Here is a 17,114-nt window from a genome sequence, read left to right as displayed (position 1 = left end):
CACNNCNGGCGCCGCCCACCCGGCGCCGGGTGGACCCGGCGCCGCCCACCCGGCGCCGTCCACCCGGCGCCGTCCACCCGGTCCGCCTGCCCCGCCCNNNNCACCCGACACCGTCCACCCGGCGACGCCTGCCCGGCGCCGTCCACCCGGTCCGCCTGCCCCGCCCGCCTTCCGGGTGCGTTGCGCCGCGCGGGTGGAGTTCCGGGCCGTCCCCGCCGTGTCGCCGCCGGCCCGGCGGCCCCCTCCCCTTCAGTGGTGCGAGTAATAGATGTGATCATCCCTAAATTCAGGAATCCGGACGAAGAGGTACAAGCCATGGCCCACGTCGGCGTCCGCGCACTCCGGTCCGTCGCGCTCCTCACCGGCGGGGCGCTCGTCGTGTCCGCACTCGCCGGCTGCGGCTCCGGGGACGAGGAGCGCGCCGCCCGGGCCGTACCCCCGGACATCGCGGCCGCGCCCCGCTCCGCGGTCGCGGACGGCGGCACCCTGAGCTGGGCGGTCGACGCGCTGCCCGCCACCTTCAACGCCTTCCAGGCCGACGCCGACGCCGCCACCGCCCGGGTCGCCGGCGCCGTGCTGCCCGCCCTCTTCACCCTCGACGAGCGGGGCCGGCCGCAGGCCAACCCGGACTACCTGGAGTCCGCCGAGATCATCGACCGCGAGCCCCGGCAGGTCGTCCGGTACCGGCTCCGCCAGCAGGCCGTGTGGAGCGACGGCCGCGAGATCGGGGCCCCCGACTTCGTCGCCCAGTGGCGGGCCCTGCGCGGACGCGACGGCGCGTACTGGACCGCGCGCAACGCCGGGTACGAGCGCATCGAGAAGATCGAGCGCGGCGCCGACGACCTGGAGGTCCGGGTCACCTTCGGCAAGCCCTACGCCGACTGGAAGTCGCTGTTCACACCGCTGTACCCGAAGGAGGTCACCGGGTCGTCGCGCGCCTTCAACGACGACTCCCGCACCGGCCTGCCGCGGACCGCGGGGCCGTTCCGGGTGAAGGCGGTCGACAGGAGGGCCGGCACCCTCACCCTCGTCCGCGACCCGCGCTGGTGGGGCGAGCCCGCCAAGCTCACGAGCCTCGTCCTGCGCGCCGTCCCGCGCGACCGCCGCGCCGAGGCGCTCGCCGCCGGCACCGTCGACGTCGCCGAGGTCGACGCGTCCGTCGCCGCCCGCGTCACCCGCGCCGCGGCCGGGGACCGTCCGGACGCGAAGGGCGGGCTCGCCCCGCACCGGCCCGGCGCCGAGGCGCCCTCCGCCGCGCTGGAGTCCTGGGCCGCCGCCCACGGCTCCGCCCGGGCCGGGGCCGCGGGGGCGCACGCCGCACGGCTCCGCGAGCGGCGGGCCGCCGCCGCGGGGGAGGCCGAGCGGCGGGCCCTGCGCCGCTACGTCGTCCGCAGGTCGCTGGAGCCCGCGTACACCCAGCTCGCCATGAACGGCGAGTCCGGGCCGCTCGCCGACCAGCGGGTGCGCCGGGCGGTCGCCCGCGCCCTGGACCGCCGCGCGCTGGCCGAGGCCGTACTGGCCCCGCTGGGCCTCCCCGCGGAGCCGGTCGGCTCCCACCTGGCGCTGGCCGGGCAGGACGCGTACGCGGACAACAGCGGCGCCCTGGGCGGCCAGGACACCGAGGAGGCCCTCGCCCTGCTCGCCGACGCGGGCTGGACGAGGGAGGGCGCCCGCCCGACCGCCGCGCCGAAGGAGGGCACCGGGGCGGGCGCGGAGGCGTCGGAGACCCCGGCGGGGTCCGCGCCGGGGGACACCCCGCCCGCCGCCGCGCCCACCCGGGCACCGGGCGCGGCGGGGACGGCGGACCCGAGGCCCGACGAGGGCGTGTACATCGTCGGCGAGGACAAGCCCGCCGCCGCGCCCGGCACGCGCGCCCCCGTACCCGCGGCCGTCCGCGGCCCGGCCGCTCCGGCCCGCACCGCCACGGCGGCCCTCACCGGGACCGGCGCCCGGGGAGCCGGCCNGGCCGGCCGGGCCGAGGACGCCTCCGGCCTCCGGCGCCCCGGCACCGGGGAGGGCGCGCCCGGCGCGTACGCGCCCGTCGGCACCGCCGCCCCAAAGGGGCCCGGCTCCGCCGCCGGCCCCCTCGGCAAGGACGGCCGGCCCCTGGCGCTCCGCTTCGTCCTGCCCTCCGGCCCCGGCTCCGAGCAGCTCCGCACCGTCGGCGGCAGGATCGCGGCGATGCTGGACCGCATCGGCGTGCGCACCGAGATCCACAAGGTCCCCGACGAGAGCTTCTTCCGGGACCACATCGCCTCCGGCGAGTACGACCTCGCCCTCTACTCCTGGCCGGGCACCGCCTTCCCCGCCACGGACGGCCGGCCGATCCACGCCAAGCCGGAGCCCGCCGTGGACGGCTCGCTGCTGGTGGAGCAGAACTACACGCGGGTCGGCACCGACCACATCGACCAGCTCTTCGAGCGGGCCGCCGCCGAACTGGACGAGGAGGCCGCCCGCGACCTGCTGCACCGCGCCGACGCCCGGATCTGGGCCGCCGCCGGGTCGATCCCCCTCTTCCAGCGGCCCGAGCTCGTCGCCGTCCGCAGGAACGTCGTCAACGCGGGCGCCTTCGGCTTCGCGGCGCCGCGCTACGAGGACATCGGGTTCGCCGCGCCGAAGAAGAAGAAGGGGTGAAGCGTCGGCGAACAGGTGCGAGGACCGCCCGGTCGCGTTGCCCGGCGGGCCCCGCGGCGGGCACGATCGTCGCCCGGGGGACCGACTGCGCGGCAGCCCCGTACCATGGACAGAGCCGTGGCGCGTCCGCCCGGCGGGCGTACTGAGGAAGACGAGACGCCGCACCCACGATCCGAGAGAAGCGCCAGCCACCCATGCCCACGCGCCACGACATCCGTAACGTAGCCATCGTCGCCCACGTCGACCACGGCAAGACGACCATCGTCGACGCCATGCTCAAGCAGGCGGGTGCCTTCGCCGCCCACCAGCTCGACTCCGTCGACGACCGCATGATGGACTCGAACGACCTGGAGCGTGAGAAGGGCATCACGATCCTCGCCAAGAACACGGCGGTGAAGTACCACCCCAAGGACGGCGGGGCCCCGATCACCATCAACATCATCGACACCCCCGGCCACGCCGACTTCGGCGGCGAGGTCGAGCGCGGCCTGTCGATGGTCGACGGCGTGGTGCTCCTCGTGGACGCCTCCGAGGGCCCGCTCCCGCAGACCCGCTTCGTGCTCCGCAAGGCCCTCCAGCGCCGGATGCCGGTCATCCTCTGCATCAACAAGACGGACCGCCCGGACTCCCGGATCGACGAGGTCGTCAACGAGACGTACGACCTCTTCCTGGACCTGGACGCCGACGAGGACCAGATCGAGTTCCCGATCGTCTACGCCTGCGGCCGCGACGGCGTCGCCTCGCTGACCAAGCCGGAGGACGGCACGGTCCCCGCCGACTCCACCAGCCTGGAGCCGTTCTTCTCGACGATCCTGGACCACATCCCGGCCCCGGTGTACGACGAGGACGCCCCCCTCCAGGCCCACGTCACCAACCTCGACGCCGACAACTTCCTCGGCCGCATCGCGCTGCTCCGCGTCGAGCAGGGCGAACTGCGCAAGGGCCAGACGGTCGCGTGGATCAAGCGGGACGGCACCGTCGCCAACGTGCGCATCAGCGAGCTGATGATGACCGAGGCGCTGACCCGCAAGCCGGCCGAGAAGGCCGGTCCGGGTGACATCTGCGCCGTCGCCGGCATCCCCGACATCATGATCGGCGAGACGCTGGCCGACCCGGAGAACCCGATCGCGCTGCCGCTGATCACGGTCGACGAGCCGGCCATCTCCATGACCATCGGCACCAACACCTCGCCGCTGGTCGGCCGGGGCGGCACCGGCAAGGGCGCCGACGCCAAGGCCGCCGTCAAGGACCGCAAGGTCACCGCCCGCCAGGTGAAGGACCGCCTGGACCGCGAGCTGATCGGCAACGTCTCGCTGCGCGTCCTGGACACCGAGCGCCCCGACGCCTGGGAGGTGCAGGGCCGCGGCGAGCTGGCGCTGGCCATCCTGGTGGAGCAGATGCGCCGCGAGGGGTACGAGCTGACCGTCGGCAAGCCGCAGGTGGTCACCAAGGAGATCGACGGCAAGCTCCACGAGCCCGTCGAGCGCATGACGATCGACGTGCCCGAGGAGCACATGGGCGCCGTCACGCAGCTCATGGGCGTCCGCAAGGGCCGCATGGACAACATGTCGAACCACGGCTCCGGCTGGGTCCGCATGGAGTTCGTCGTCCCGTCGCGCGGCCTCATCGGCTTCCGTACGGAGTTCCTGACGCAGACGCGCGGCACGGGCATCGCCCACTCCATCCACGAGGGCCACGAGCCGTGGTTCGGCGCGCTCCAGACCCGCAACAACGGCTCGCTCGTCGCCGACCGCTCCGGCGTCGTCACCGCTTTCGCGATGACCAACCTCCAGGAGCGCGGCGTCCTCTTCGTGGAGCCGGGCACCGAGGTGTACGAGGGCATGATCGTCGGTGAGAACTCCCGCTCCGACGACATGGACGTCAACATCACCAAGGAGAAGAAGCTCACGAACATGCGGTCGTCCTCGGCCGACTCGTTCGAGGCGATCGTCCCGCCGCGCAAGCTCTCCCTGGAGCAGTCGCTGGAGTTCTGCCGCGACGACGAGTGCGTCGAGGTGACCCCGGAGGCCGTCCGCATCCGCAAGGTCAACCTGGACGCGCGCGAGCGCGCCCGCGCGGCCTCCCGCGCCAAGCACGGCTGACGCGCCCCGGCGGCCCTCGCGGCCCCGCGCGGGCCGTGCCGCCCGGATCGCGCGACGCTCCGCACGAACGCCCGGCCGGGCTCTCCCGGCCGGGCGTTCCGCATGGGCGGATGGTGCGTACGGGCGGGCCGGCCGGGCCTGTGCCCCGCACTCCACGGGGCGCCCGCCGTACGGCGGGTGGGGAGCGGGCGCTCCACCCGCCGTGTGGCGCGGGTCACATGACGGACGGCCAGGGTGCGTCCGGCGTTGCCGCCGGGGCGGGTGCGGCGCGCCAGCGGCGACGGCCCCGGTCCGGGTGTGACGGGGGCCACAGGCAGGTGGGGTGTCCTCGGTGGGCGGGGGCGCCGTCCGTCAACTCGTTTACCTCGACCAAGTGTCCGCATATCGATCACTGCTCACCGGTACACGGGTTAACAGTCCGTTTCGCGCGTGTCTGTCTGTGATCGGTTTGTCCTGATTTGGACTAACGGGGCATGACTGATGTTGTCAAAACGAGACCCTGTAAGTGTGGTTTACGGACTGCTCGTACTTAATAGTTGGCTCCATTGAGCTCGGGTCAACGGGTCACGCGCTGTGGGGAGCGCGCCGATTCACGAGCACACACGGGGGTGCCGCACGAACGCCGTCAGGGGTGTCGGCGACTTGCGCGTATCCCCACTTCAGTGACAAGTGACTCATGAGGAGGAACCCATGCGCGGTGTCAAGAGCGCCAAGTGGGTGGCGGGCGCGATCGCCGTTGCCATGGCTGCCACGGCTTGCGGCGGGAGCAAGGGCGACGACGGCAAGGGCGGCAGCAGCAGCGGCAAGCCCGCCGGCTACGTGTCCATCGACGTCGGCGAGCCGCAGAAGCCCCTGATCCCGGCTGACACGAACGAGACCAACGGCTCGTACGTCATCCAGTCGCTCTTCACGCAGCTCCTCGACTTCGACGCCAAGGGCGAGATCGTCTACACGAACGCCGAGTCCGTGGAGACCAAGGACTCCAAGGTGTGGACGGTCAAGCTCAAGAAGGGCTGGAAGTTCCACAACGGCGAGGCCGTGACCTCCCAGTCGTACATCGACGCCTGGAACTGGTACGCCAACTCCAAGAACGCCCAGCAGAACTCCTTCTGGTTCTCCGACATCCAGGGCTACGACGACGTCCACCCGGAGAAGGGCGAGCCGAAGACCGACAAGATGTCCGGTCTGAAGGCGATCGACGAGACCACCTTCACGATCACGCTGAAGACGAAGGTCCCGTACTTCAACTACAAGCTCGGCTACGCCACCTGGGCCCCGCTGCCCAAGGTCTTCTTCGACGACCCGAAGGCGTTCGGCAAGAAGCCGGTCGGCAACGGCCCCTACCAGTTCGAGCGCTGGGACCACAAGAAGCTCATCCAGGTCAAGGCGTTCGACGGCTACCAGGGCCCGAACAAGGCCGCCAACAAGGGCATCCAGTTCAAGAACTACGCGACCGTCGAGGCCGCGTACCGCGACGTCGTCTCCGGCAACCTGGACATCATCCGCCAGGTCGGCCCGACGGACCTGCCGAAGTACAAGGCGGACCTGGGCGACGGCGCCATCGAGCAGGAGTACGCGGCCATCCAGTCGCTCGTCCCGGCCTTCTACAGCAAGCCGTTCAAGGACGTCGACCCCAAGGTCCTCCAGGGCCTGTCGATGGCGATCGACCGCGCCACGATCACCAAGACCGTCCTGAACAACACCCGCACCCCGGCGACCAGCTTCACGCCGCCGCAGGTCAAGGGCAACCAGGACCTGGGCACGGACGTCTTCACGTACAACCCGGCCAAGGCGAAGAAGCTCGTCACCGAGGGCGGCGGCGTCCCCGGCAACAAGATCTTCATCCAGTACAACAGCGACGGCGGCCACAAGGAGTGGGTGACCGCGGTCTGCGAGTCCATCCGCAACGCCACCGGCGTCGACTGCGTCGGCGACCCGAAGCCGGACTTCCCCACGGACCTCGAGGCCCGTGACAACAACCAGGTCAAGGGCATGTACCGCGGTGGCTGGGTGGCCGACTACCCGGTCAACGTGAACTTCCTCAAGGAGCTCTACCACTCCAAGGCCGAGTCCAACAACGGTCGCTTCTCCGACAAGGAGATCGACGCGCTGATGGCCAAGGGCGACAACGCCAGCTCGCTCGACGAGGCCGTCAAGTCCTACCAGACGGTCGAGAAGAAGCTGCTCGAGAAGATGCCGGCGATCCCGCTGTGGTACTACCGCATCAACGGCGGCCACGGCAAGGGCGTCGACAACGTCAGCGTCGACTTCCACGGCGACCTCGAGCTGACGCAGGTCACCGTCAAGTAACAGCGCCTGCGAGCCACCTCACTCGGCCGTCAACCGCCGCCGTCGGAGATCCGACGGCGGCGGTGGTCCGACGCCAGCCGCCCTGTCATGTCCGCGGCTGCCGTCGGACCGCAGTCAACCCCACACGGAGGCACCAATGGGGCGCTATGTCGCACGACGACTGCTCCAGATGATCCCGGTGTTCATCGGGTCAACCTTTCTGATCTTCAGCATGATGTTCGCCCTGCCCGGCGACCCCGTCAGAGCGCTCGCGGGAGAGCAGAACTACGACCCGGCGGTCATCGAGTCGATCCGCAAGCAGCTCGGACTCGACCAGCCGCTGCTGCTCCAGTACTGGAACTACCTGACCAACCTGGTCCAGGGCGACTTCGGCGTCCAGATCGCCAGCCAGCGCCCCATCGCGGACATCATCGCGGAGGCGTTCCCGGTCACGATCCGCCTCACGCTCTTCGCCTTCGCCTTCACGGTGCTGGTGGGCATCGGCCTGGGCGTCATCGCGGGCCTGAAGCCCAACTCCCTGCGGGACAAGAGCCTGCTGACCCTGACCCTGGTGCTGATCTCGATGCCCTCCTTCGTGCTGGGCTACCTGATGCAGTACGTCTTCGCCTTCCAGCTCGGCCTGGTCACCCCGACCGTGCAGGACTCCGAGAGCTTCGGGGACCTCTTCCTGCCGGCCATCGTGCTCGGCTCCCTCTCCCTGGCGTACGTGGCCCGGCTCACCCGTACGTCGATGGCGGAGAACCTGCGCGCCGACTACATGCGCACCGCGGTCGCCAAGGGCCTGCCGCGCCGCCGCATCATCGGCGTCCACCTGCTGCGCAACTCGCTCGTGCCGGTGGTCACCTTCCTCGGCACCGACATCGGCACCCTGATGACCGGCGCCATCGTCACCGAGGGCATCTTCAACGTGAAGGGCGTCGGCTACACCATCTTCGACGCGCTCATCCGCCGCGAGGGCGCCACCGTCGTGGGCATCGCGTCGCTGATCGTCCTCGTCTACCTGCTCATGAGCCTGCTCGTCGACCTGCTGTACGCGGTCCTGGACCCGAGGATCCGGTATGCCTGAGACAACCGCCGAGAACGCCGCCGAGAACGGCGGGACGACTCTCGAGAAGGCCGCCGACAAGCCGATCGTCCCGGCCTCGGCCTCCGACATCGTCGCCGAGACCGGCCCCGCCCCGGGCAAGCCGCGCAGCCTCTGGTCCGACGCCTGGCACGACCTGCGCCGCCAGCCGATGTTCCTGATATCGGCGGGGCTCATCGCGCTGCTGCTGCTGATCGCGTTCTTCCCGTCGCTGTTCACCAGCGCCTCGCCGCGCGACGCGGACCTGGCCAAGCACTACCTCCAGCCGCCGAACTGGGGCCACTTCTTCCAGCCGGACTGGCTCGGCTACGACGGCCAGGGCCGCTCCATCTACGCCCGCGTGCTCTACGGCGCCCGCGCGTCGATCCTCGTCGGCGTCGGCGTCACCGTCCTGGTCACGCTCCTCGGCACGCTGGTCGGCATGCTCGCCGGCTACTTCGGCGGATGGATCGACAGCCTGCTCTCCCGCGTCACGGACATCTTCTTCGGCGTCCCGTTCCTGCTCGGCGCGATGGTCGTGCTCAGCAGCTTCGAGAAGCGCGAGGTCTACGTGGTGATCTTCGCCCTGGCCTTCCTCGGCTGGACCCAGATCGCCCGTGTCTCCCGGGGCGCGGTCATCACCATCAAGCAGGCCGACTACGTCGTCGCCGCCAAGGCGCTGGGCGCCTCCACCACCCGCATCCTGACGCGGCACATCCTGCCCAACGCCCTCGCCCCGATCATCGTCGTCGCCACCATCGCGCTCGGCGGGTACATCGCGGCCGAGGCGACGCTGTCCTTCCTGGGCGTCGGCCTGGCGGAGCCGACCGTCTCCTGGGGCGTGGACGTCTCCAGCGGCCGCGAGCAGCTGCGCAACGCCTCCTACGTGCTGATCATCCCGTCCGTGATGGTCTCCATCACCGTCCTCTCGTTCCTCATGTTCGGCGATGCGGTACGCAACGCCCTCGACCCCAAGCTGCGCTGAGGGAGGCGTACGTGACCACCATCGAAAAGACCGGGGACACCCCCGTGCCGAGCGGTGCCGCGGACGGCACCCGGCCGCTGCTCGAAGTGCGCGACCTCCACGTGGAGTTCCACACCCGGGACGGCGTCGCCAAGGCCGTCAACGGAGTGAACTACTCGGTCAGCTCCGGCGAGACCCTCGCCGTGCTGGGCGAGTCGGGCTCCGGCAAGTCCGTGACGGCGCAGGCCATCATGGGCATCCTCGACATGCCCCCGGGGCGCATCCCCAAGGGCGAGATCCTCTTCCACGGCCAGGACATGCTCAAGATGTCCGCCGAGGAGCGCCGCCGCATCCGCGGCCGGAAGATCGCGATGATCTTCCAGGACGCGCTGTCGTCGCTCAACCCGGTGCTCTCCGTGGGCTACCAGCTCGGCGAGATGTTCCGCGTCCACCTCGGCCTGTCCAAGAAGGACGCCAAGGCCAAGGCCGTCGAGCTGATGGACCGGGTGAAGATCCCGGCCGCCAAGGCCCGGGTGAACGACTACCCGCACCAGTTCTCCGGCGGCATGCGCCAGCGCATCATGATCGCCATGGCGCTGGCCCTGGAGCCGGACCTGATCATCGCCGACGAGCCGACGACCGCGCTCGACGTGACGGTCCAGGCCCAGGTCATGGAGCTGCTCGCGGAGCTCCAGCGCGAGTTCAACATGGGCCTCATCCTGATCACCCACGACCTCGGCGTCGTCGCCGACGTCGCGGACAAGATCGCGGTGATGTACGCGGGCCGCATCGTCGAGACGGCCCCCGTCCACGAGCTCTACAAGCGCCCCGCCCACCCCTACACGCGCGGCCTGCTGGACTCGATCCCGCGTCTGGACCAGAAGGGCCAGGAGCTCTACGCCATCAAGGGCCTGCCGCCCAACCTGACGCGCATCCCCACCGGTTGCGCGTTCAACCCGCGGTGCCCGAAGGCCCAGGACGTCTGCCGCACCGATCTTCCGCCGCTGCACCGGGTCACCGAGCAGGACGGAACCGAGCTCGTCGGCCGCGGCAGTGCGTGCCACTTCTGGAAGGAGACGATCCATGGCTGACCTCGAGAAGGCGGAGGTGTCCATGGGCGCCGCTCCCACCGCGGACCGCGGCGAGCCGATCCTCCGGGTCCGCAACCTGGTCAAGCACTTCCCGCTCACCCAGGGCATCCTGTTCAAGAAGAAGGTCGGCGCGGTCAAGGCCGTCGACGGCATCTCCTTCGACCTGTACCGGGGCGAGACCCTCGGCATCGTCGGCGAGTCCGGCTGCGGCAAGTCCACCGTCGCCAAGCTGCTGATGCTGCTGGAGACCGCCACCTCCGGCGAGGTCTTCTACAAGGGCCAGGACATCACCAAGCTGTCCGGCCGGGCCCTGAAGGCGGTGCGCCGCAACATCCAGATGGTGTTCCAGGACCCGTACACGTCCCTGAACCCCCGGATGACGGTCGGCGACATCATCGGCGAGACCTTCGACATCCACCCGGAGGTGGCGCCGAAGGGCGACCGCCGCCGCAGGGTGCAGGAGCTGCTGGACGTCGTCGGCCTCAACCCGGAGTACATCAACCGGTACCCGCACCAGTTCTCCGGCGGCCAGCGCCAGCGCATCGGCATCGCCCGCGGCCTGGCGCTCAACCCGGAGATCATCATCTGCGACGAGCCGGTGTCGGCCCTGGACGTGTCCGTCCAGGCGCAGGTCGTCAACCTGATGGAGAAGCTGCAGGACGAGTTCGACCTCTCCTACATCTTCATCGCCCACGACCTGTCCGTCGTGCGGCACATCTCCGACCGGGTCGGCGTGATGTACCTCGGGAAGATGGCCGAGATCGGCACGGACGTGCAGATCTACGACCACCCCACCCACCCGTACACGCAGGCGCTGCTGTCGGCCGTGCCGGTGCCGGACCCGGAGATGCGCGAGGGCCGGGAGCGGATCATCCTCACCGGCGACGTCCCGTCCCCGGCCGACCCGCCGTCCGGCTGCCGCTTCCGCACCCGCTGCTGGAAGGCGCAGGACAAGTGCGCCCAGGAGATGCCGCTGCTGGCGATCCCCGAGCGCTTCAAGGGCTCGGACTCCCCGGCCGCCCACGAGTCGGCGTGCCACTTCGCCGAGGAGAAGGACGTCATCCACGTGGCGTGACCCCTCCCGGTACACGACGGTGCCCGGTCCACCCCCGCGGTGGGCCGGGCACCGTCGTGTTCGGCCGCCGGACGGGCCGCTCCCCCCTTCCGCCGCACCCGTTCGGGCGGTCCTCCCCGCGTGCGGGCACCGGATGGCCGCCGCCGGAGTGCGCCGCCCCCGCGACCGGGGTGTATTGGGGCGCAGCAAGTGCCGGCGGATGAGGGAGGCACCCCATGCCTGGAACCACGCGGACCGCGCGGGCCGCCGTCGCCGTCGCCGCCGTCCTCGCGGCCACCGCGACCGCCTGCGGCGGGGGCGGCGACGGCGGTGGCGGCGACGGCGTGCTGAGTTCCTCCTGGGGCGACCCCCAGAACCCCCTGGAGCCCGCCAACACCAACGAGGTCCAGGGCGGCAAGGTCCTCGACATGGTCTTCCGGGGCCTCAAGCGGTACGACCCGGAGACGGGCGAGGCGCAGGACATGGTCGCCGAGAGGATCGAGACGACCGACTCGCAGAACTTCACCGTCACCCTCAAGGACGGCTGGACCTTCAGCAACGGCGAGAAGGTCACCGCCCGCTCCTTCGTCGACGCGTGGAACTACGGCGCCCACATCGACAACAAGCAGAACAACGCCCCGTTCTTCTCCGACATCGTCGGCTACGAGGACGTGCACCCCGAGTCCGGCGCCGCCAGGGCGAAGACCATGCGCGGACTCGTCGTCAAGGACGACCGCACCTTCACCGTCGCCCTGAAGGACAAGTTCTCCACCTGGCCGGAGACCCTCGGCTACCAGGCGTTCATGCCGCTGCCGCGGGCGTTCTTCACCGACCGCGAGGCGTGGCTGGCCAAGCCCGTCGGCAACGGCCCGTACACCGTGGACTCGTACACCCGGGGCAGCGCGATGAAACTGCGCCGCTGGGACGGCTACCAGGGACCCGACAAGGCCCGCAACGCCGGGGTGGACCTGCGCGTCTACACCGACAACAACACCGCCTACCAGGACCTGATCTCCGGCAACCTCGACCTGGTCGACGACATCCCCGCCCAGCAGCTGAAGAACGTCGGGAACGACCTGGGCGACCGGTACATCAACCAGCCCGCCCTCATCATCCAGACCCTGGCCTTCCCCTTCTACCGGCCCGAGTGGTCCAAGCCCGGCATGGAGAAGGTCCGCACCGGCATCTCCAAGGCGATCAACCGCGAGCAGATCACCGAGCAGATCTTCCAGGGCACCCGCACCCCCGCCAAGGACTGGACCTCCCCGGCCCTCGGCGAGAAGGGCGGGTACTCCGACGCCTGCGGCGACGCGTGCGTCTTCGACGCGGCCGAGGCGAAGCGGCTCATCACCGAGGGGGGCGGCCTCCCCGGCGGCCGGATCACCCTCACGTCCAACGTCGACACCGGCTCCCACCGGCAGTGGATGGACGCCGTCTGCAACAGCCTCAACAACGTCCTGGGCCGCGGCCCCGTCTGCACCGTCAACCCCGTCGGCACCTTCGCGGACTTCCGCAACCAGACCACCGAAGGCCGGATCACCGGTCCCTTCCGCTCCGGCTGGCAGGCCGACTACCCGCTCATCCAGAACTTCCTGGAGCCCCTCTACTCCACCGGCGCCTCCTCCAACTACGGCAAGTTCAGCAACCGGCGCTTCGACGCCCTGATCGACCGCGCCAACGCCGAGTCCGACCAGGCCGCCGCCGTCAAGCACTTCCGGGACGCCGAGCGGGTCCTCGCCGCCCAGATGCCCGCCATCCCCCTCTGGTACCAGAACGGCAGCGCCGGCTACTCCGAGCGGCTCTCCGACGTGAAGCTCAACCAGTTCAGCGTCCCCGTCTACGACCAGATCAAGGTCGGCTGAGCCACCGCCCGCACACCCGTCAGGAGGCCCCATGGGACGCTACGTCATCCGGCGGCTGCTCCAGATGATCCCCGTGTTCGCCGGGACCACCCTGCTGATCTTCCTCATGGTCTACGCCCTCGGCGACCCCGTCGCGGCGCTCTTCGGCGACAAGGCGCCCGACCCCGCCACCGCCGCCCGCATCCGCCGGGACCTCCACCTCGACGAGCCCCTGTGGAAGCAGTACCTCCTCTACATGGGGGCGATCTTCCGGGGCGACTTCGGCACCGCCTTCAACGGCCAGCGGGTGACCGAGCTGATGGCCACCGCCTTCCCGGTGACGCTGCGCCTCACCCTCGTCGCCGTGGTCGTCGAGGTCGCCGTCGGCATCACCCTCGGCGTGGTCAGCGGGCTGAGGCGGGGCCGTCCGCTCGACACGGGGCTGCTGGTCCTCACCCTCGTCGTCATCTCCGTCCCCACCTTCGTCTCCGGGTACCTCCTGCAGTTCCTCCTCGGCGTGAAGTGGGGGTGGATCAGCCCCTCCGTCTCCTCCGAGGCCCGGTTCGACGAGCTGCTCCTGCCCGGCGTCGTCCTCGCCCTGGTCTCCCTCGCCTACGTCACCCGGCTCAGCCGCACCTCCATCGCGGAGAACACCCGCGCCGACTACGTGCGCACCGCCGTCGCCAAGGGCCTGCCGCGCCGCCGCGTCGTCACCCGGCACCTGCTGCGCAACTCCCTCATCCCCGTCGTCACCTTCATCGGCGCCGACGTGGGGGCGCTGATGGGCGGGGCCATCGTCACCGAGCGGATCTTCAACATCCACGGCGTCGGCTACCAGCTCTACCAGGGCATCCTGCGCAACAACTCGCCCACCGTCGTCGGCTTCGTGACGATCCTGGTGATCGTCTTCCTGGTGGCGAACCTGCTCGTCGACCTCCTCTACGCGGTCCTGGACCCGAGGATCCGCTATGCCTGACCCGTACCGGCGAGACCCCCGCGCGGACCACCCGTACGACGACCCGCGCGAGGCGATCGCCCCGACCGGCGCCGGCGGCGCGATGGACCTGGCCATGAGCGAAGCGGAGACCCTGGACCGGCGGGAGGCCGCACCGGCCGGCGGGGAGGGCGCGCCGCCCGGACCCGGCGGCAGGCCGCGCGGCCTGTGGACCGACACCTGGCACCGGTTGCGCCGCAACCCGGTGTTCCTCGTCTCGTCGCTGCTCATCGTCCTCCTGGTGCTCGTCGCGCTGTGGCCGCAGCTCCTCACCGACACCGACCCCCTCCGCTGCGACCTCGCCAAGTCGCAGGAGGGCTCCGAGCCGGGCCACCCCTTCGGGTACGACACCCAGGGCTGCGACGTGTACGCCCGCACCGTCCACGGGGCCCGCGCCTCCATCACCGTCGGGATCGCCGCCACCCTCGGCGCCGCCCTGCTCGGCGGCCTCCTCGGCGGGCTCGCCGGGTTCTTCGGCGGCTGGGGCGACGCCCTGCTCTCCCGCACCGCCGACATCTTCTTCGGCATCCCCGTCATCCTCGGCGGCCTGGTCTTCCTCTCCGTCGTCACCAGCACCACCGTGTGGCCCGTCGTCGGGTTCATCGTGCTGCTCGGCTGGCCGCAGATCGCCCGCATCGCCCGCGGCTCCGTCATCACCGCCAAGCAGCACGACTACGTCCAGGCGGCCCGCTCGCTGGGCGCCGGCAGCGGGCGGCTCCTGCTGCGGCACGTCGCCCCGAACGCCGTCGCCCCCGTCATCGTCGTCGCGACGATCGCGCTGGGCACCTACATCGCGCTGGAGGCGACGCTGTCGTTCCTCGGCGTCGGGCTGCGCCCGCCCACCGTCTCCTGGGGCATCGACATCTCCAACGCCGCCCCCCAGATCCGCAACGCCCCCCACATGCTGCTGTGGCCCGCCGGCGCGCTGAGCGTCACCGTCCTCGCGTTCATCATGCTCGGCGACGCCGTCCGCGACGCCCTCGACCCCAAGCTGCGCTGAGGAGCCGCCATGCTGCTCGAAGTGAGCGACCTCCACGTCGAGTTCCGCACCCGCGAGGGCACCGCGAGGGCGGTCGACGGCGTCACCTTCTCCGTCGACGCGGGCGAGACCCTCGCCGTCCTCGGGGAGTCGGGCTCCGGCAAGTCCGTCACCGCCCAGGCCGTCATGGGCATCCTCGACACGCCCCCCGGCCGGATCACCGCCGGGCGGATCCTCTTCCAGGGCCGCGACCTGCTCACCCTCCGGGAGGAGGAGCGGCGCCGGGTGCGCGGCGCGCGGATGGCGATGATCTTCCAGGACGCCCTGTCCGCCCTCAACCCCGTCCTCACCGTCGGCGACCAGCTCGCCGAGATGTACACCGTCCACCGCGGCATGTCGAAGAGGGACGCCCGCGCCAGGGCCGTCGAGCTGATGGACCGCGTCCGCATCCCCGCCGCCCGCGAACGCGTCGGCCAGTACCCCCACCAGTTCAGCGGCGGCATGCGCCAGCGCGTCATGATCGCCATGGCGATGGCCCTGGAGCCCGCCCTGATCATCGCGGACGAGCCCACCACCGCCCTCGACGTCACCGTCCAGGCGCAGGTCATGGACCTCCTCGCCGAGCTGCGGCGGGAGATGGGCATGGGCCTCGTCCTCATCACCCACGACCTCGGCGTCGTCGCGGACGTCGCCGACCGCATCGCCGTCATGTACGCCGGCCGCATCGTCGAGACGGCCCCCGTCCACGACCTGTACAAGGCCCCCGCCCACCCCTACACCCAGGGCCTGCTCGACTCCATCCCGCGCCTCGACCACAAGGGGCGGGAGCTGTACGCGATCAGGGGCCTGCCGCCCAGCCTCACGGCGATCCCGCCCGGCTGCCCCTTCCACCCGCGCTGCCCCCGCGTCCGCGACGTGTGCCGCACCGACGACCCCCCGCTGTACGAGGTCTCCGCCGACCGGCGCAGCGCCTGCCACTTCTGGCGGGAGACCCTCCACAAGGAGCCCGTCGATGCGGCCCGCTGAGCCCGTGCTGGAGGTGCGGAACCTCGTCAGGCACTACCCGCTCACCCGGGGTGTGCTGTTCAGGAAGCAGGTCGGCGCGGTCAAGGCCGTCGACGGTGTCTCCTTCGACCTGCGCCCCGGCGAGACGCTCGGCATCGTCGGCGAGTCCGGCTGCGGCAAGTCGACCGTCGCCAGGATGCTGGTCAGCCTGGAGCGGCCCACCTCCGGCGCCATCCGCTACCGGGGCGAGGACGTCACCCGCCTGTCCGGGCGCGCCCTGAAGGCCGTGCGGCGCGACGTCCAGATGGTGTTCCAGGACCCGTACACGTCCCTGAACCCCCGGATGACGGTCGGCGACATCGTCGGCGAGCCGTACGAGATCCACCCGGAGGCGGCGCCCAAGGGCGACCGCCGCCGCAGGGTGCAGGAGCTGCTGGAGGTCGTCGGCCTCAGCCCCGAGCACGTCAACCGCTACCCGCACCAGTTCTCCGGCGGCCAGCGCCAGCGCATCGGCATCGCCCGCGCCCTCGCCCTGCGGCCGCGCGTCATCGTCGCCGACGAACCGGTCTCCGCCCTCGACGTCTCCGTCCAGGCGCAGGTCGTCAACCTCCTGGAGCGGCTCCAGGACGAGTTCGGCCTGTCGTACGTCTTCATCGCCCACGACCTGTCGATCGTCCGGCACATCTCCGACCGGGTCGGCGTGATGTACCTCGGGCGGATCGTGGAGACGGGGACCGACACCGAGATCTACGACCACCCCACCCACCCCTACACCCAGGCCCTGCTGTCGGCGGTGCCCGTGCCGGACCCCGAGGCGCGCGGGCACCGCGAGCGCGTCCTGCTCTCCGGCGACGTGCCGTCCCCGGCGAACCCGCCGTCCGGCTGCCGCTTCCGCACCCGCTGCTGGAAGGCGCGCGAGCGGTGCGCCCTGGAGGTGCCGCTGCTCGCCGTCCCCGCGGCGTTCCGGGACTCCGCCACCCCCGCCCGGCACGACTCGGCGTGCCACTTCGCGGAGGAGCTCCACGTCGTACCGGACGGGGCGGGGCCCCCGCGCGACCCGGCCNNCCCNGGCCCGNC

Annotated in this window: 11 protein-coding genes and 2 pseudogenes; all 13 read left to right on the top strand. The window is 71.2% G+C overall.

Annotated elements, in window-relative coordinates; genetic code table 11:
- Positions 1 to 315: 315 nt before the first annotated feature.
- A pseudogene (locus tag MW084_RS03645) lies at positions 316 to 1,963 on the top strand (ABC transporter substrate-binding protein); the annotation flags it as partial.
- Position 1,964: 1 nt separating this feature from the next.
- Positions 1,965 to 2,634: periplasmic substrate-binding domain-containing protein (locus MW084_RS03640; protein WP_476718367.1), on the top strand; the 670-nt coding region annotated here is incomplete at its 5' end.
- 194 nt (positions 2,635 to 2,828) lie between these two features.
- Positions 2,829 to 4,736, top strand: coding sequence for a translational GTPase TypA (gene typA, locus MW084_RS03635; RefSeq protein ID WP_010475592.1), 1,908 nt, complete (start codon positions 2,829 to 2,831; stop codon positions 4,734 to 4,736).
- Between the two features lie 690 nt (positions 4,737 to 5,426).
- Positions 5,427 to 7,046, top strand: coding sequence for a peptide ABC transporter substrate-binding protein (locus MW084_RS03630; protein WP_255114531.1), 1,620 nt, complete (start codon positions 5,427 to 5,429; stop codon positions 7,044 to 7,046).
- A gap of 136 nt (positions 7,047 to 7,182) precedes the next feature.
- Entirely contained in the window at positions 7,183 to 8,112 is a 930-nt protein-coding gene (locus MW084_RS03625; RefSeq protein ID WP_010475468.1) for an ABC transporter permease, read from the top strand.
- Complete coding sequence (locus MW084_RS03620) at positions 8,105 to 9,094, top strand: ABC transporter permease (protein ID WP_010475469.1); 990 nt, start codon at positions 8,105 to 8,107, stop codon at positions 9,092 to 9,094. The genes MW084_RS03625 and MW084_RS03620 overlap by 8 nt, the downstream gene beginning before the upstream one ends.
- A gap of 11 nt (positions 9,095 to 9,105) precedes the next feature.
- A complete protein-coding gene (locus MW084_RS03615) occupies positions 9,106 to 10,164 on the top strand; it encodes an ABC transporter ATP-binding protein (RefSeq protein WP_010475471.1) in 1,059 nt (352 codons plus the stop codon).
- The gene (locus MW084_RS03610; protein WP_010475473.1) at positions 10,157 to 11,239 is read left to right on the top strand and encodes an ABC transporter ATP-binding protein; all 1,083 of its coding nucleotides are present in this window, start codon (positions 10,157 to 10,159) and stop codon (positions 11,237 to 11,239) included. Before MW084_RS03615 ends, MW084_RS03610 begins: the two co-directional genes overlap by 8 nt.
- Positions 11,240 to 11,454: 215 nt before the next feature.
- Positions 11,455 to 13,080: a peptide ABC transporter substrate-binding protein gene (locus MW084_RS03605; RefSeq protein ID WP_010475475.1), complete on the top strand. Its 1,626-nt coding sequence runs from the start codon at positions 11,455 to 11,457 to the stop codon at positions 13,078 to 13,080.
- A 31-nt stretch (positions 13,081 to 13,111) separates the two neighbouring features.
- On the top strand, positions 13,112 to 14,035 hold the full coding sequence (locus MW084_RS03600; RefSeq protein WP_010475476.1) for an ABC transporter permease: 924 nt from the start codon (positions 13,112 to 13,114) through the stop codon (positions 14,033 to 14,035).
- Positions 14,028 to 15,053, top strand: a complete 1,026-nt coding sequence (locus tag MW084_RS03595) for an ABC transporter permease (protein ID WP_010475479.1) — start codon at positions 14,028 to 14,030, stop codon at positions 15,051 to 15,053. Before MW084_RS03600 ends, MW084_RS03595 begins: the two co-directional genes overlap by 8 nt.
- Positions 15,054 to 15,062: 9 nt before the next feature.
- Positions 15,063 to 16,058: an ABC transporter ATP-binding protein gene (locus MW084_RS03590; RefSeq protein ID WP_010475481.1), complete on the top strand. Its 996-nt coding sequence runs from the start codon at positions 15,063 to 15,065 to the stop codon at positions 16,056 to 16,058.
- Positions 16,045 to 17,100 (top strand): annotated as a pseudogene (locus MW084_RS03585) (ABC transporter ATP-binding protein); the annotation flags it as partial. The gene MW084_RS03590 and the pseudogene MW084_RS03585, both read left to right, overlap by 14 nt.
- Positions 17,101 to 17,114 lie beyond the last annotated feature (14 nt).

It is taken from the genome of Streptomyces sudanensis (genome assembly GCF_023614315.1).
Taxonomy (GTDB): domain Bacteria; phylum Actinomycetota; class Actinomycetes; order Streptomycetales; family Streptomycetaceae; genus Streptomyces; species Streptomyces sudanensis.
The sequence above is the reverse complement of the archived record's forward strand: the minus strand, read 5'-3'. Positions and strand labels throughout refer to the sequence as shown.

Coding starts and splice junctions, on each gene's coding strand:
- MW084_RS03600 (WP_010475476.1), top strand. CDS start 13,112: ATGGGACGCTACGTCATCCGGCGGCTGCTCCAGATGATCCCCGTGTTC.
- MW084_RS03605 (WP_010475475.1), top strand. CDS start 11,455: ATGCCTGGAACCACGCGGACCGCGCGGGCCGCCGTCGCCGTCGCCGCC.
- MW084_RS03630 (WP_255114531.1), top strand. CDS start 5,427: ATGCGCGGTGTCAAGAGCGCCAAGTGGGTGGCGGGCGCGATCGCCGTT.
- MW084_RS03625 (WP_010475468.1), top strand. CDS start 7,183: ATGGGGCGCTATGTCGCACGACGACTGCTCCAGATGATCCCGGTGTTC.
- MW084_RS03595 (WP_010475479.1), top strand. CDS start 14,028: ATGCCTGACCCGTACCGGCGAGACCCCCGCGCGGACCACCCGTACGAC.
- MW084_RS03610 (WP_010475473.1), top strand. CDS start 10,157: ATGGCTGACCTCGAGAAGGCGGAGGTGTCCATGGGCGCCGCTCCCACC.
- MW084_RS03620 (WP_010475469.1), top strand. CDS start 8,105: ATGCCTGAGACAACCGCCGAGAACGCCGCCGAGAACGGCGGGACGACT.
- typA (WP_010475592.1), top strand. CDS start 2,829: ATGCCCACGCGCCACGACATCCGTAACGTAGCCATCGTCGCCCACGTC.
- MW084_RS03590 (WP_010475481.1), top strand. CDS start 15,063: ATGCTGCTCGAAGTGAGCGACCTCCACGTCGAGTTCCGCACCCGCGAG.